Annotated in this window: 13 protein-coding genes; 9 read left to right on the top strand and 4 right to left on the bottom strand. The window is 56.8% G+C overall.

All coding sequences use genetic code 11. From position 1 onward, the window contains the following. A complete protein-coding gene (locus QN378_RS00320) occupies positions 1 to 1,938 on the bottom strand; it encodes a DNA topoisomerase III (RefSeq protein WP_322204269.1) in 1,938 nt (645 codons plus the stop codon). Between the two features lie 134 nt (positions 1,939 to 2,072). Then, a complete protein-coding gene (locus QN378_RS00325; RefSeq protein WP_322204267.1) occupies positions 2,073 to 2,414 on the bottom strand; it encodes an FKBP-type peptidyl-prolyl cis-trans isomerase in 342 nt (113 codons plus the stop codon). Positions 2,415 to 2,536: 122 nt separating this feature from the next. Between QN378_RS00325 and QN378_RS00330 the strand changes: the two genes are divergently transcribed. The 4 genes from QN378_RS00330 (at position 2,537) to mnmH (ending at position 6,932) form a co-directional block, all read left to right on the top strand. Next, positions 2,537 to 3,727, top strand: coding sequence for a DUF2252 family protein (locus tag QN378_RS00330; protein WP_322204265.1), 1,191 nt, complete (start codon positions 2,537 to 2,539; stop codon positions 3,725 to 3,727). An 88-nt stretch (positions 3,728 to 3,815) separates the two neighbouring features. Continuing rightward, complete coding sequence (gene lhpI / locus QN378_RS00335) at positions 3,816 to 4,721, top strand: bifunctional Delta(1)-pyrroline-2-carboxylate/Delta(1)-piperideine-2-carboxylate reductase (RefSeq protein ID WP_323546974.1); 906 nt, start codon at positions 3,816 to 3,818, stop codon at positions 4,719 to 4,721. Positions 4,722 to 4,791: 70 nt separating this feature from the next. Next, on the top strand, positions 4,792 to 5,826 hold the full coding sequence (gene selD, locus QN378_RS00340) for a selenide, water dikinase SelD (protein WP_323546976.1): 1,035 nt from the start codon (positions 4,792 to 4,794) through the stop codon (positions 5,824 to 5,826). After that, complete coding sequence (mnmH, locus tag QN378_RS00345) at positions 5,826 to 6,932, top strand: tRNA 2-selenouridine(34) synthase MnmH (RefSeq protein ID WP_322204260.1); 1,107 nt, start codon at positions 5,826 to 5,828, stop codon at positions 6,930 to 6,932. Before selD ends, mnmH begins: the two co-directional genes overlap by 1 nt. Positions 6,933 to 7,019: 87 nt before the next feature. On the opposite strand, the gene QN378_RS00350 is transcribed toward mnmH, so the two are convergent. Next, on the bottom strand, positions 7,020 to 8,075 hold the full coding sequence (locus tag QN378_RS00350) for a permease (RefSeq protein WP_322204258.1): 1,056 nt from the start codon (positions 8,073 to 8,075) through the stop codon (positions 7,020 to 7,022). 203 nt (positions 8,076 to 8,278) lie between these two features. Between QN378_RS00350 and QN378_RS00355 the strand changes: the two genes are divergently transcribed. The 5 genes from QN378_RS00355 (at position 8,279) to QN378_RS00375 (ending at position 13,754) form a co-directional block, all read left to right on the top strand. Beyond that, the gene (locus tag QN378_RS00355) at positions 8,279 to 9,775 is read left to right on the top strand and encodes a helix-turn-helix transcriptional regulator (protein ID WP_323546978.1); all 1,497 of its coding nucleotides are present in this window, start codon (positions 8,279 to 8,281) and stop codon (positions 9,773 to 9,775) included. A gap of 152 nt (positions 9,776 to 9,927) precedes the next feature. Continuing rightward, positions 9,928 to 10,179: a DUF1652 domain-containing protein gene (locus QN378_RS00360; protein ID WP_322204255.1), complete on the top strand. Its 252-nt coding sequence runs from the start codon at positions 9,928 to 9,930 to the stop codon at positions 10,177 to 10,179. An 84-nt stretch (positions 10,180 to 10,263) separates the two neighbouring features. Next, positions 10,264 to 12,075, top strand: a complete 1,812-nt coding sequence (locus QN378_RS00365) for an ABC transporter ATP-binding protein (RefSeq protein ID WP_322204253.1) — start codon at positions 10,264 to 10,266, stop codon at positions 12,073 to 12,075. A gap of 165 nt (positions 12,076 to 12,240) precedes the next feature. Next, positions 12,241 to 12,960, top strand: coding sequence for an ABC transporter ATP-binding protein (locus tag QN378_RS00370; RefSeq protein ID WP_322204251.1), 720 nt, complete (start codon positions 12,241 to 12,243; stop codon positions 12,958 to 12,960). Continuing rightward, the gene (locus QN378_RS00375) at positions 12,960 to 13,754 is read left to right on the top strand and encodes an ABC transporter permease (protein WP_322206887.1); all 795 of its coding nucleotides are present in this window, start codon (positions 12,960 to 12,962) and stop codon (positions 13,752 to 13,754) included. Before QN378_RS00370 ends, QN378_RS00375 begins: the two co-directional genes overlap by 1 nt. 66 nt (positions 13,755 to 13,820) lie before the next feature. Here QN378_RS00375 and QN378_RS00380 read toward each other — a convergent pair whose 3' ends face one another. Beyond that, on the bottom strand, positions 13,821 to 14,969 hold the full coding sequence (locus tag QN378_RS00380) for an aldose epimerase family protein (protein WP_407074093.1): 1,149 nt from the start codon (positions 14,967 to 14,969) through the stop codon (positions 13,821 to 13,823). Positions 14,970 to 15,063 lie beyond the last annotated feature (94 nt).

Here is a 15,063-nt window from a genome sequence, read left to right on the forward strand (position 1 = left end):
CTACGAACGGCTGACGGACTCGCGCTTGGCAGCAGAAGGCTTGACCGTCGGCTTGCGTTTTTTCTTCCAGGCCGCTCCTGTACGCCCGGACGGGCTGGCCGGCCCGCTGATGGTCAGCTTTAATTCGGTGCAGCGTGCTACCTGTTTGGCCATCCACGCTGACTGTTTAGCGACAAAATCCTCCAGGGTCATTTCGCCGTTTTGCACCATGTCCAACGCCTGCTCCCAGATCGCTGTTGTCCCTGGATCGGCGATGGCGCGGGGTACCGCGTCGATTAGACTGAATGCGGCGGGGGATGCGGCCAAGGCTTTACCGACTTTGTTCAGGTAACCGCGGTCTAGCAATCCCTGAATAATCCCGGCCCGGGTCGCTTCAGTACCGATGCCGGTGGTGTCCTTCAGTTTTTGCTTGAGCCGGGGGTCGCTGACCAGCTTGGCCACGTTTTTCATGGCCTTGATCAAATCGCCTTCGGTAAACGGCTTGGGCGGTTGAGTCCACAAATCCTTCAACGTCACGTTTTCAACGGCGCACTCCTGGCTCTTTCTCAGCGGGGGCAATGCTTGAGGCGTGGGCGCTTCCTGGCCTTTGCTCGGCGCCAAGGCTTGCGGCAAGGCGCGTTTCCAACCGGGTTCGACGATGCATTTACCGACGGCGCGCAACCCTTGCCCGGCGCACTCAAAATCAGCCTGGGTTCGGTCGAATTCATGGTTCGGCAGAAATTGCGCCAGATAACGCGCACGGATCAAGGTGTAAACCGCACGTTGTTTGCTGGCCAAGCGGCTCAGGTCCACGGTGGCCGCCGTGGGGATAATGCCGTGGTGGGCGCTGACCTTGGCGTCGTTCCAGGCTCGAGAACGGCGCGTTGGGTCGAGGTGCTTCATCAGGTCAGCCAAGCCCGGATCAGCTCGACCCAGGCCGGCCAATATCGCCGGGGCCTCAGCGTGTTGGCTCAGGGGCAAATAACCGCAATCGCTGCGTGGGTAGGTGACGATTTTGTATTGCTCGTAAAGCGACTGGGCGATGTCCAGGGTTTCCTGTGCGCCGAGCCCTAGCTTCTTTGAGCAGACTTCCTGCAACGTACCCAAATCAAACAGCAACGGCGGTGCTTCACGCATCCGTTCGGTTTTCAGCTTAGCTACCCGCGCCGTGGCTGCGGCGCGCAATGCCGCTGCCGCCTCGTTGGCCAGTGCCGGGTTCTGGCAGCGGCCGTGTTCATCACAGGCATCGTCCGGGGCCACCCACTGTGCGGTGAATGAGGTGCCGTCACTCACTAGCTGAACGTCGATGGACCAATACGGAACCGGCACAAAGTCAGCAATGCTCCGGTCCCGGTCTACCACAAGGCGCAGGGTTGGCGTTTGCACCCGGCCCACCGGCAAGACGCCCTGATAGCCGGACTGACGGCCGAGCAGGGTGAACAGTCGGCTCATGTTCATGCCAATCAACCAGTCGGCACGGGACCGGCCCAAGGCTGAGTGATAGAGGCTGAAGGTTTCGGCACCGGGTTTGAGCGTCGTCAAGGCTTTGCGAATGGAGGCGTCGTCCAGCGCCGAGAGCCACAAGCGTTGAATCGACCCGCGATAACGGCAATGCTCTACCAACTCCCGGGCAATCATTTCGCCCTCACGGTCGGCGTCGGTGGCGATCACCAGTTCCTGAGCTTCACCAAGCAAGCGTTTGACGGCTTTGAACTGGTTGGCGGTTTTTGGCTTGACCAGCATCTTCCATTTCGCCGGAATAATCGGCAGATCAGCCAGCGCCCAGCGCTTGTAGCGCTCGTCATAGGCGTCGGGCGGTGCAGCCTCCAATAGATGGCCGATGCACCAAGTCACCGTGATATCCGACCCGAGCCAACAGCCGTCGCCGCGTCGGGTAGCACCCAACACTTTGGCGATGTCTTTGGCCTGAGAAGGTTTTTCGCACAGGAACAGCCGCATGGTTATCGATCTTTCATAGCTGCGGGAAGAGCGTGCAGCATGCGCAGTGTTGGCTAATCAGGCAAGCTTTATCTGTATGGATATACAGCTAAAACGCTAAACCGCTTTCAGACCATAACGGCGAAGAAGGCGTCTTAATCATCCCGCGTCAGCACCTCCAAAAGCTCGATCTCAAAAGTCAGGTCTGAGTTGGGTTTAATGTGTGCCCCCATGTGCCGTTCGCCATAGGCCAAGTGCGCGGGCACTGACAGGTTGCGCTTGCCACCGACTTTCATGCCCATCAGACCTAGATCCCAGCCTTTGATCACGCGCCCGGTGCCTATCACGCATTGGAAGGGTTTACCGCGCTCGTGGGATGAATCGAATACCGTACCGTCTTGTAGGTACCCCGTGTAGTGGGTGGTGATCAACGCGCCTTTGACCACTTCCTTGCCAGCACCCAATTGGATGTCTTTTATTTCTAATTCAATGCCCATGGATGTTTTTTTCCTTTCAGGAACTCACAGACGGTTATCGCGGCCGTCGTTGATAGCAGAATGAAACGAATGCTTCATCGTTTAAGTCTATTAAATTCAAGACCACTCAGAAAGAACACGACATGAAACTACCGCGCCCCCAGGATCGGATCGAGCTGCTCGACAGCCGCCGTAATGAAAAAATGGCCCGTTCGGCTCATGCCTATGTGCGTGGTAACACCATTCAGTTTTATGAATGGCTGCACAGCCAGCGCGGACGACGCTTGCCCCATGGACCCAATGTGTGGATTTGTGGCGATTGTCACGTGGGCAATCTGGGGCCTACCGGGGATATTCACGGGCGCATCGATATTCATATTCGCGATCTGGATCAGACAGTCATTGGTAATCCGGTTCATGACTTGGTTCGGCTGGCGCTTTCTCTGGCAATGGCAGCCCGTGGTTCGGACTTGCCGGGTGTCACCACCGCACGCATGCTTGAAGAGATGATGCGCGGCTATGCACAGGCGTTCGTTAAAGAGCAGAGCGAGGATCCCGAACGGCCTAGTCAGGTAAAAGGCGGCATGCGCACTGCCGTGCAGCGCACATGGAAGCATTTGGCGCGTGAACGTATCGAAAACGAACGCCCGACGATCCCACTGGGGAAAAGTTTCTGGCCTCTGTCCCGTGCAGAAAAAGCTGAGATCAAACTGCTGTGCGCCACTCCAGAGATTCATAAACTGGTGACCTCGCTTAAAGGCCGACCCAATGATGCGAGCGTTGAGCTGTTGGATTCAGCATATTGGGTCAAAGGGTGCAGCTCTTTGGGGCTAATGCGCTATGCAGTACTGCTGGGGGTTGGCGGGAATGAGCAGCAGGATTACTGCCTGATTGATGTTAAAGAAGCCATCGCCGCAGCGGCTCCCCGTGCCGCCCGCGCCCATATGCCCCGGGACAATGCCCGGCGGGTGGTCGAAGGCGCACGTCATTTGTCTCCGGCATTGGGCGAGCGGATGCTGGCCACCCGTTTTCTCGATCACGGTGTGTTTATTCGTGAGTTGTTACCGCAAGACATGAAGCTGGAATTGGACACGCTGAACGAAATCGACGCCATGCGCGCTGCTGGATATCTGGCGCGAATAGTGGGTATCGCTCATGCCCGGCAGATGGATGACGATATGCGTAAAAGCTGGTTGGCTGATTTGCAACTCAACCGTTCCAAGACGTTGGATGCGCCTTCATGGCTGTGGACCAGTGTCGTGCAGCTAGTGGGCAGCCATGAGGAGGGCTACCTCGAACATTGCCGTCGCTACGCCCTTGAAACCGGGCGCTGACACAGTGCTGTATTCGCCACCAATCGATTGACGGCACACGGGGGCAGGCGTAAAAAAAACCCTGCTAAGAGCCAGGTGCAGTTAAATCATGAAAGTCTTCAACGAAATTGAAACAGCCGCGCTGTTACCCATCCGCGAATTGATAGCGGCATTAAGGGTTGCTGCTCAGCAGGTCGTCGATGGCGACATCGTCAGTCCTGAACGGCTGGTGGTGGCGCTCAAAGACGGCGGCGTGATGCTGTCGATGCCAGCGACTGCGGATGACATCGCCATCCACAAACTCGTAAACGTCAATCCGCGCAACCGTAACGAAGGCCTGCCAACGATTCACGGGCAAGTGGTCGCCTGTGACGCGTTAAGCGGCGTCATGTTGTTTCAAGTAGATGGTCCGACCGTTACGGGCAGAAGAACCGCCGCTGTCACCCTGCTGGGCATCAGCTGTTTATTGCCACAATCGCCTAATTCGGTGTTGGTTATTGGTGGCGGCAAGCAAGCGGGAAATCACGTGGAGGCGATCGCCGAGGTGTACCCCGACGCAGTGATCAGGGTTCGCGGCAGCTCTGTGCAGAGCGCTCGGGCGTTCGTTGAGCGGTTCAAGGCCCGCGCGCCCAATCTGGTGGCCGAAGACCTGGCCAATCAATCGGATGCAGATGTAGTCATCACGCTGACCACCAGCAAGACACCTGTTTACCTTGAGCCAGCCCGACCCGGTTGTCTGGTCATCGGTGTCGGTGCGTTCACGCCTGACGCTGCCGAAATTTCAGCCAAATTGATCAATGCCAGCACCGTTTATGTCGATGATCCCTTGGGCGCCACCCATGAGGCGGGCGATCTGATTCTGGCCAACATAGAGTGGGGCAGGGTGAAACCCTTGGCATCGGCATTAATCAACAAACCCGACTTCTCAAAACCCATTGTCTTCAAAACTGTGGGCACCGGGGCATGGGATCTGGCAGCGTGTCGAGTGATCAAAGCCAATCTTGATCGGCGCTGATCAGCGCCTGGTCGGGGCTCATTACGGCTCGCTCTGTTAGTATCGGCGCATTTGAATTCAGAGGTGCCCCATGAGCGAGCCGATCCGCCTTACCCAATACAGTCATGGCGCCGGTTGTGGCTGCAAAATCTCCCCCGAAGTGCTGTCAGTGATCCTGACTGGCAGCGGCGCGCAGAACCTCGATCCAAAGCTTTGGGTCGGCAATGCCTCGCGGGACGATGCGGCGGTATATGCCATCGATGAAGAACGTGGCGTGGTCTCGACCACCGATTTTTTCATGCCAATCGTCGATGATCCGTTCGATTTTGGTCGCATCGCAGCAACCAACGCCATCAGCGACATTTATGCCATGGGCGGTGATCCGCTAATGGCGATTGCGATCCTCGGTTGGCCAATCAACCTCCTGGCACCAGAAGTGGCCCGCGACGTGATTCGCGGCGGACGGGCCGCCTGCGATGCTGCTGGCATTCCACTGGCAGGCGGACATTCGATTGATGCGCCGGAACCGATCTTCGGTCTTGCGGTAACGGGGCTGGTGGAAAAGCGTTTTATGAAGCGCAACGACACTGCTACCGAAGGCTGCAAGCTGTACCTGACCAAACCGCTAGGCATTGGCATTCTCACCACCGCCGAAAAGAAAGGTGTGCTGCGAGCCGAGGATCAAGGCGTAGCTCGAGACTTGATGTGCACGCTGAACAAGCCGGGCAGCCGCTTCGCCCGACTCCAAGGAGTCAAGGCCATGACTGACGTTACCGGCTTTGGTCTGTTGGGCCATCTGGTTGAGATGGCCGACGGCGCCAAACTGACGGCGCGTATCGACTTTGCGGCCGTGCCGCGTTTGCCCAGCGTCGAATTTTACCTTCAGCAAAACTGCGTGCCGGGTGGCACTCACCGAAATTTCGACAGCTACAGCGGCCGCCTTACGCCGCTGACACCCATTCAGAAACTGTTGCTGTGCGACCCGCAAACCAGCGGCGGGTTGTTGGTGGCTGTCGAGACTGATGCACAGGAAGCGTTCCTGACGATGGCTGGAGAGCTGGGTTTGAACTTGTCGGTGATCGGCGAATTCATCGGTCGACAGAGCCACGCGGTCGAGGTGTTTTGATGCGTGACAACAGCGCCGACTACCGCCACATTTTTCTCAACGACATCCCGCTGATGGACGTCCGTGCCCCGGTCGAATTCGACAAGGGTGCTTTCCCTTTGGCGTGTAATCTGCCGCTAATGAATGACCTTGAGCGGGAGAGGGTCGGTACCTGTTACAAGCAACAAGGGCAACAGGCGGCCATCGAACTGGGCCATCAATTGGTCTCCGGCCAGACCAGGCAGGACCGGATTGACGCGTGGTCCGCGTTTGCTCGCTCCCAACCTCAAGGTTTTTTGTATTGCTTCCGAGGAGGCCTGCGCTCGCAACTGACCCAGCAATGGCTCAAAAACGAGGCGGGGATTGAATACCCTCGGGTGCTCAACGGTTACAAAGCGCTGCGTACGTACTTGATGGACGTCACTGAAAGCGCGGTGTTGGAATGTGATTTTATATTGGTGGCGGGGCTGACGGGGTCGGGTAAGACCGAGGTGCTGACCCAACTTAGCAACGCTCTGGACCTGGAGGGCCACGCCAACCATCGCGGTTCAAGCTTCGGCAAGCATGCCACGGGGCAACCGGCCCAGATCAGTTTTGAAAACGCGCTGTCCATCGACATCCTCAAGAAACGGGCTGCGGGCACGACGCAATTTGTGATCGAAGATGAGGGCCGGGCGGTGGGCAGTCGGGCGGTTCCGTTGACCTTGTTTCAGGGCATGCAGCACTACCCGTTGGTGTGGCTTGAAGAGCCATTCGAGAACCGGGTAGAGCGGATTTTGAAAGACTACGTGGTCGACCTGTGTGCCGAGTTTTTTGAGGTGCATGGGCTTGAACAGGGTTTTGGCGTGTTTGCCGCACAACTGCGACGGAGCCTGGCCAGCATCGTCAAACGCTTGGGTGGCGAGCGCTACCAGCGCCTGTCAGCAGTGATGGACGCCGCGCTGGACGAGCAGGAAAACTCCGGTGCGGTGGACCTGCATCGCGAGTGGATAAGCGGGATGTTGGGCGAATATTACGACCCTATGTACGCGTACCAACGTGACAGCAAAGGCCCTCGCATCGAGTTTTCAGGGAACCATGCGGCGGTGATTGAGTATTTGAAGGCCCGTCAGTTGCGTGTGGCTTAAGTCGGGAGTACCCCAGCCCCCTGCGCTTGGCCCGGAAACGGAGCGAATTCATTCGCAAATGCGTTTCAAGCGCAGACGGCACAGGGCTTATAAAATAGCCACACCCACCAACCCGCTGATAATCCCGACCACCATCGTCAACACGCCCACGGTCACCAGTATCTTGGTGTCGAACGACTGGCGCAGCATCAGCAACGACGGCAAGCTCACGCTGGGCAAGGTCATCAATAGCGCGACGGCAGGGCCGGTGCCCAGGCCCAACGACATCATGGTTTGGACAATCGGAATTTCGGCAGCGGTTGGAATCACGAACAACGTACCGACTGCGGCCAGCGCCGTGATCCATAACAGGCTGTTGCCCATGGACGCATCGATGTGGGGGAAAAGCCAAACTCGCGCTGCGCCCAGTACCAGTACCGCGACCACGTAAATCGGAATCGTGCTCCAAAAAAGTTGCCACAAGGTCCGGCCCCAGCGGGTGAAGAAATTACTTTGATCAGTCGAACTTGCGTCTGCAACGGCTTCCAGCGCTTGTTCGGGTACTTGTTCTGGGCTGGCGATGCGTTGAGCGATCAACGAGACACCCAGCACTAATACCACCCCGGCCACCAGGCGCAATGCGGTGAATTCCCAGCCCAGTACAAAACCCATGAACACCAGCGTGGCCGGGTTCAGTACTGGGTTAGCGATCCAAAAAGCCAGCGCCGCGCCAACGGAGACCTGTTGCCGGCGCATGCCCGCAGCCACTGGAGCGGCGCAGCAACTGCACATCATCGCTGGTAGCGCGAACAAACCGCCGCGTAAGGTCGAACCAAAACCGGCGCGGCCGAACAGACTCAACAGCCAGTCCCGTGGAATCAGCACTTGCATCAGCGAACCCAGGATGACCGCCAAAGCAGCGGCTTTCCAAATTGCCAGAAAGTACACCTGGGCGTAGGCCAGCGCGGCGCTGAACGTGTTGTCTTGCGGGGCGTTAAGGATCGACGCGCCAATGCTGTGGTTGTCGGCAGCGACGAACGATTTCAAGTAGTAGGGCGACCATTTGACGTAGTAGAGGCCGATGACCGCCACCAACAAGAACAAAACTGGCTTCCACCAGAATGACAGGCCCCTTGGTTGGGCGACGGTAGGCATTGTGGACATTGAGCGGTTTCCGGGCAGTTGGGGGATCGGCGCATGATACCTCAGCTTCTGTTTCTGACTTGAGCTTTAGCACCCAGACGATCAGTTTTAGCGTTATTTATTAACGCGCACCCCTGCCGACCGCGCGACCGCAGCACGATGGCATTCACCCGCTGTCGTAATTCCAGGGCCCACCGTGCGGCGCCGCATTTTCAGGAGAAGCGATGAGCCAAGACGTACTTGCCACCGAAACCAACCGACGCCAATTGCAGCAGATCATTTCCGGATTGTCCGACGGTGTGATTCTGATCGAAGTGGATCAGACCATAGCGTGGGCCAACGACGCCGCGTTGGCTATGCATGGGGTCAGTCAAGTCAGTGAGTTGGGCGTAAACGCGAAGGCGTACGCCAAGCGATTCACCTTGCGTTATCGCAACCACCACCCGTTATCCGACGACAACTACCCGATTGTCCGAGCGGCGGCCGGGGAGACATTCAGTGATGTGGTGGTTGAAGTCAGCCCCATCAACAATGAAGAAAAAATCTGGGTGCACCGAGTTCGCAGCATGACGTTGGCCGATATCTCTGGCGAGGCCGAGTCGCTGGTGATTATTTTGACTGATGTCACCGAATGGGCCAGTGCAGAAGAGCGCTTCGAGAAAACCTTTGGTGCCAACCCAGCGCCAGCAGTAATTTGCAGACTGAGCGATTTACGCTACATCAAGGTAAACCCAGGTTTTCTGGAAATGACCGGTTATGCCCGAGAGCAGGTTATCGGCCGTTCCGTTTATGAGGTTGACGTGCTGGAGGGGGCCGATAACAAAGAACTGGCCGTTCAGAGGCTAGGTGAAGGCGCGACCGTTCCGCAGATGCACGCGGAGCTTAAGCTCCCCTCGGGGGGCAGCAAGTTGGTGATCGTTGCCGGTCAGCCGCTCAGCATCAACGATGAAGTCTGCATGCTTTTTTCTTTTGTCGACCTGGAACCGCGCCGCAAAGCCGAGGTTGCGTTGCGTCAGAGCGAAGAGCGTTTCGCCAAAACCTTTCGTTTAAATCCGGTACCGACGTTGATGTGCAGTGCGCAGAGCCAGCAAGTAGTGGACGTAAACGAAGCATTTTTCAGAATAACCGGTTTTAATCCTGAGGAAGTGTTGGGCAAAACGGCGGCAGAAATCGGTTTTATTGACGACACCCGTGCCTGCAATCAGTTATTTGCGACCCTCGAAAAGGTCGGCAGCGTGGGAGAGCAGGACCTTAGAGTTCGCAAAAAAGATGGCGAGCTAATTGATTGCGTAGTGTCGGCGGACACCCTAACTATTCAGGACGCTCCTTGTTACCTGATGGTGTTGATGAATATCACCGAGCGCAAGCGTTCCGAGTTGGAACTGATTGTGGCCATCGAAGAAGTAATGCGTGATGCATCGTGGTTCAGCCAGACGTTGATTGAAAAGCTGGCCAACGTAAAAAGCACTAAAGCACCCCATCAACCAAATACCTCATTTACCGAACTGACGGCTCGCGAGCGTGATGTGCTGGGGTTGATTTGCGAAGGGCTTGCCGATAAGGAAATCGCCGCTCGACTCAAACTTGCACCCAATACCGTACGTAATCACGTGGCAACGGTGTATTCAAAACTTGACGTTCATAGTCGTAGCGAAGCTATCGTTTGGTCCCGAGAACGCGGTTTATTTAGCGGTGAGCGGCGAACAAACGGCAAATCATAAGGTGCAAATGCACTAAGGCGCCCAGTGCAAATTCGGGTTTTGTCCATGGACGTGATTTCTTACTCTCTCGCCCATAGCAAATGAACGATTGCGCGCATGGATGCCATTGCGTCTATGAATCTTAAACCTCTTTTCAAGAGGAGCATGCCCCTGTGTTTGCTCTGTCCTATGTAAGTCGCTGCCTGAAAAAAAGTTTTATGCCCTTGGCCTGTGAATGCACGCTGGGTGCCGATGCATCGCTCACGGTCCGGATTTTTGACCCGGTTACCGGACGTGTCGATTTGGTGGTAACCGGGATCGTAATGGAAAGGCTCAACGACGCTGATGATGTCGCCAATATGATCGAAGAGCTGCGCGAAGAGATGCGGAGCAATACGTTCAGGGCCGTGCAGGTAAGCGATTAGATCGATTGGCTGTGCGTTCGGCAACTGGATGTCCCTGCGTAATGACGCCACAATGCGGCTACGTATTCTCGGAGCCCTATGTGCATGCTAGTTGTCAGACGCTTCGCCTCATTTATCGACCAAGCGAAGCGTGCCTTGGAACTGGTCTGGAGTACCTCGCGGGGGCTGTTTATCGGTTTGGTCGTGGCAACCCTGATAGCCGGGGTGCTACCCGCATTAGCCGCATGGCTCGGGCAGCGAATTGTCGATGCAGTGGTTGCGGCCATGCAGTTGCACGCGAGTCAAGGCAGCGCTCCGTTATGGCCTGTGTTGCGTTACGTATTATTCGAAGCAGGTGTGCTGGCGCTGTTGGCGGGCGCACAACGGGGCCTCTCGGTTCAACAGTCGCTGTTGCGGGTGCAACTGGGGCAGAAGGTCAACACCCTGATTCTGGAAAAGGCCCAAACCCTATCGCTGGTGCAGTTCGAAAATTCCGAATTTTATGACAAATTGGTTCGCGTTCGCCGCGAAGCCTCGACTCGCCCACTGGCCTTGGTCACCAAATCCCTGGGCCTGATCCAGAACCTTATTTCTCTGATCAGCTTTGCCGTGCTACTGGTGCATTTCTCACCCTGGGCGCTAGCGATATTGATTCTCGGCGCATTGCCCGTGTTCTTCGCCGAAGCGCATTTCTCCGGCGATGCCTTTCGTTTGTTTAGCCGCCGCGCCCCGGAAACCCGCCACCAAAACTATATTGAAACCCTGCTCTCCCATGAGACCTACATCAAAGAGGTCAAGCTGTTTGGCTTTGCGCCGCTTCTGTTGCAGCGTTATCGGGACACCTTTACCAAGCTCTACAGCGAAGACCGTCGTTTGACTCTGCGCCGTGATAGTTGGGGCTTTCTCCTTGGCCTACTGGGTACCAGCGCGTTTTATCTAGCGTACGCCTGGGTCGTGATCGATACGGTGAACGGCTTGATCAGCCTGGGGCAAATGACAATGTACTTGGTGCTGTTCAAGCAAGGGCAAAGTGCGGTGAGCAGTAGCCTCAGTGCTATCAGCGGTTTATATGAAGACGGCCTGTACCTGTCCAACCTCTACGAGTATCTGGCGCAACCGGTGATCATCGAAACAGGTGGGCTGGTCCACGGCGTGCTGCCTGGCGACGGCCTGCGCTGCGAAGGCGTGGGTTTCACTTACCCGGACGCCCAGCGCGCCACCCTGGAAAATATCGATTTGCATTTGCAGCCGGGGTTTAGCGTGGCTCTGGTGGGCGAAAACGGCTCAGGCAAGACCACCTTGATCAAGTTGCTGACCCGGCTATATCGCCCCGATCAAGGCCGCATCCTGCTGGATGGCAGCGACCTTAACGACTGGAGCGAAGACGCATTGCGGCGGCGGATCGGGGTGATATTCCAGGATTACATCCGTTATCAGCTAACGGTGGGTGAAAACCTTGGCGTCGGCGATATCGACGCCTTTAACGACGAATCCCGCTGGCGCCAAGCCGCGACTCAAGGCATGGCGGCAGAATTCATCGAAGCGCTGGACGGCGGCTTTGCCACCCAGCTAGGCCGCTGGTTTGCCGGAGGCCAAGAGCTATCCGGTGGTCAATGGCAGAAAATAGCCCTGTCTCGGGCTTACATGCGCCGTAACGCTGACATCCTCATCCTCGACGAACCCACGGCCGCCCTCGATGCCGCTGCCGAAGCGGCGGTGTTCGAGCACTTTCGCGAACACGCTAAAAGCCGCATGACGCTGTTGATCTCGCACCGTTTTTCCAGCGTGCGCAACGCGGACCACATCATGGTACTGGACCAGGGCAGGGTACTTGAACGCGGCGACCACGACAGCTTGGTGGCGGCGGGCGGTCGCTACGCGCAGTTGTTTGACTTACAGGCTCGGGGGTATCGGTAGTCAGAGCGCGATTCTATGGAGCGCTGGGGCGCAGCAAATACAGGCCAACGCTCACAGGAGCGAACGTGTTCGCACCAATGCCTCACCAACAAGTTGGCTGCTACGCACGCCTGCCTTCGCTTATGCTGCGACCCTTGCTGATTACCACAGAGAACCTGTAATCCAATGACGCTTTCTCCACCCAAACCATCGTCATCGATGCCTGCGCAGATTCTTCTCAAGGCCACCGGGCTAATGCGCTATAACGCAAAAAGCCACGCCCACTTGCTCAATTGCGTGGATTTCAGCTTGGCCGCAGGTGACCGGGTGGCGGTGACCGGACCGTCGGGGTCGGGGAAAAGCGTGTTTCTTCGTGCCTTGGCATTGTTGGATTCACTCGATGCTGGCCAGGTTTTTTGGCGCAACATACCGGTGAGTGGTGGGGGCATCCCAGCCTTTCGACGTCATGTCAGCTACATCGCCCAGCGTCCGGCTATGTTGGAAGGTACGGTCGAGGACAACCTGCGGTATCCGTTTACCCTGAAGGTTTACAGCGACCTGCACTTTAGTCGCGAAGCGGCGGTGCGACTGGCGAAACAGGCGGGGAGGGATGATGGTTTTCTTGACAAGCAGTCAAGCGAATTGTCGGGAGGGGAGGCGCAAATTGCGGCCTTGATCCGTGTGCTGCAACTGCAACCCGATGTCCTGCTGCTCGACGAACCTACGGCTGCGCTTGACCCGGAATCTTCGCAAGAAATTGAAGCGCTGGTCACTGCCTGGTTCAACGCAGCCAAAGACCGTGGGCGGGCCTATTTATGGGTGTCCCACGATCAAGCGCAGGCACAGCGAATGAGTGGGCGTCAGCTGACGATGCTGGCCGGTATTTTGAGCGAGGAACTCCCATGATGGATTATCAAAACCTGTCGTTGATAGACATCGCTATTGCGTCCTCATTGATCTTGATCAACGGGGTGCTGTCGCTGATGTTAAAGCTTGATCTGGAGCGCAAGCTTGCGGTGGCGGCAGTTCGTACAGTTGTGCAATTACTGGCCGTTGGTTACGTGCTGGGTTGGGTGTTCGGCCACGGCGAGTGGTACGTGGTGTTGCCGTTGATGTCTGCAATGACCTTGATTGCCGGGTTGTCCGCGTCGGAGCGTGGCAGACGCACGTACGTGGGCCAACGCCTCGACAGCATAGTGTCGATCTGGCTCAGTTCGTGGCTGGTGGCGGCGGTGGGGTTATTCGCGATCATTCGGATTCATCCGTGGTATGAGCCGCAGTATGCGATCCCGATCCTCGGCATGATTCTGGGCAACACTCTGACCGGCGTTTCGCTGGGCATCGAACGAATGACCCAAGAATTGACGGCCGGGCGAACGGTGGTGGAGATGAGCTTGGCGCTGGGTGCATCGCGCTGGGAAGCGGCGCAAGGCCCCGCTCGGCAAGCGGTACGGGCCGGCATGATTCCGACGCTGAATCAAATGACGGTGGTGGGATTGGTCAGCTTGCCGGGGATGATGACCGGGCAGGTACTGGCGGGCCAGTCGCCGATTCAGGCGGTACGCTATCAAATCATCATCATGTTTTTGATCGCGGCCGCTTCCGGTTTAGGAACGGTACTCGCGGTGTTACTCACCTATCGACGGCTGTTTTCGGCGGATCATCGGTTTCTGGCGTCCAAGCTGCTAGTGCGCGCGTAAGGCATCGCGGTGCGGATGGGTCGCGATGCCTAAGCTCGACGCTTGTTTAGCCGGGATGAGCCGGTTTCATTTGGCTGAAAACTTGAACAGCGTGGTTTGGGTGTAAACCTTGCCAGGGTCCAGACGTGTACTCAGGAAGTCAGGCTGGTTCGGGGCGTCTGGATAGTGCTGGGTTTCCAGGGTAAACGCACCCCAGTGTGGATAAATCTTTCCTGCTTTGCCCTTGATCGTGCCGTCGAGAAAATTGCCGGTATAAAGCTGCACACCGGGCTCTGTGGTGTAGAGCTGCAAATGCCGCCCAGATTGGGGGTCGCGTACTTCGGCGGCCAGTTTGCCGACGTTGCCTTTAGTGTCCAGTACCCAGTTAAAGTCAAAACCACCTTGCTTGGGCTCAGCGAATTTCAACTGCGGGTGGTCGGCGTGAATGTTTTTGCCGAACGCCGTTGGGTGGCGAAAGTCCATTGGGGTGCTAGCGACCGGTGCCAATTCTCCAGTCGGAATCAGCGTGCCGTTGACCGGTGTGTAAGTGCTTGCATGCACCGTCGCTACTTGTTTCAGAACATCGCCGTTGCCCGCGCCCGCTAGATTGAAATAGCTGTGGTTGGTCAGATTGAGCACAGTCGGTTTATCGGTAGTGGCGCGATATTGAATGCGCAGCTCGTTTTTTTCGTTAAGGCTGTAGGTGACGTGGGTTTCCAGTTTGCCGGGAAAGCCCATTTCGCCGTCCGGAGAAACGTAGGTCAACGTGACGCCTACCCAACCTTTTTCTTTGCTGTCCTCGGCTTTCCAGACGCGCTTGTCAAAGCCTTGGCTGCCGCCGTGCAGCGAATTCGGGCCATCGTTGGTGGGCACTTGGTATTGCTTGCCGTCCAGTGAGAATTTGCCCCCGGCGATTCGGTTGCCGAAACGACCGATTGTCGCGCCGAAGTACACCGTTGGGTTGGCTTGATAGCCCTGGATATCATCAAAGCCCAACACTACATCGTCGGCCTTGCCGTTTTTATCCGGAACGATCAGCGATTGCAAAACGCCGCCCCAGGTAATGATGCTGGCTTGCATGCCGTGGCTGTTGCGCAGCGTGTATTTCTCGATGGGCGCGCCGTCGGTGGTGGTGCCGAAGGTGCTGTGTTCGCTGGTCAGGCCAGCGGCGTGCGCAGAAAGAGTGGCGATCATCAAGGACAGTCCGAGGCCGCTGAGGGTGAATGTGCGATGCATCATATCTACCTTTCCTTTTTTATTTTTGAACAGAGTAGGGTTTGAAAACGCAGTTTTCCTGACGGTTGTTTCGGTTTTTTTGGGGATATCGCCT

The organism is Pseudomonas sp. 10S5 (genome assembly GCF_035019745.1).
GTDB lineage: Bacteria > Pseudomonadota > Gammaproteobacteria > Pseudomonadales > Pseudomonadaceae > Aquipseudomonas.

Coding starts and splice junctions, on each gene's coding strand:
- QN378_RS00320 (WP_322204269.1), bottom strand. CDS start 1,938: ATGCGGCTGTTCCTGTGCGAAAAACCTTCTCAGGCCAAAGACATCGCC.
- QN378_RS00325 (WP_322204267.1), bottom strand. CDS start 2,414: ATGGGCATTGAATTAGAAATAAAAGACATCCAATTGGGTGCTGGCAAG.
- QN378_RS00330 (WP_322204265.1), top strand. CDS start 2,537: ATGAAACTACCGCGCCCCCAGGATCGGATCGAGCTGCTCGACAGCCGC.
- lhpI (WP_323546974.1), top strand. CDS start 3,816: ATGAAAGTCTTCAACGAAATTGAAACAGCCGCGCTGTTACCCATCCGC.
- selD (WP_323546976.1), top strand. CDS start 4,792: ATGAGCGAGCCGATCCGCCTTACCCAATACAGTCATGGCGCCGGTTGT.
- mnmH (WP_322204260.1), top strand. CDS start 5,826: ATGCGTGACAACAGCGCCGACTACCGCCACATTTTTCTCAACGACATC.
- QN378_RS00350 (WP_322204258.1), bottom strand. CDS start 8,075: ATGTCCACAATGCCTACCGTCGCCCAACCAAGGGGCCTGTCATTCTGG.
- QN378_RS00355 (WP_323546978.1), top strand. CDS start 8,279: ATGAGCCAAGACGTACTTGCCACCGAAACCAACCGACGCCAATTGCAG.
- QN378_RS00365 (WP_322204253.1), top strand. CDS start 10,264: ATGCTAGTTGTCAGACGCTTCGCCTCATTTATCGACCAAGCGAAGCGT.
- QN378_RS00370 (WP_322204251.1), top strand. CDS start 12,241: ATGACGCTTTCTCCACCCAAACCATCGTCATCGATGCCTGCGCAGATT.
- QN378_RS00375 (WP_322206887.1), top strand. CDS start 12,960: ATGGATTATCAAAACCTGTCGTTGATAGACATCGCTATTGCGTCCTCA.
- QN378_RS00380 (WP_407074093.1), bottom strand. CDS start 14,969: ATGCATCGCACATTCACCCTCAGCGGCCTCGGACTGTCCTTGATGATC.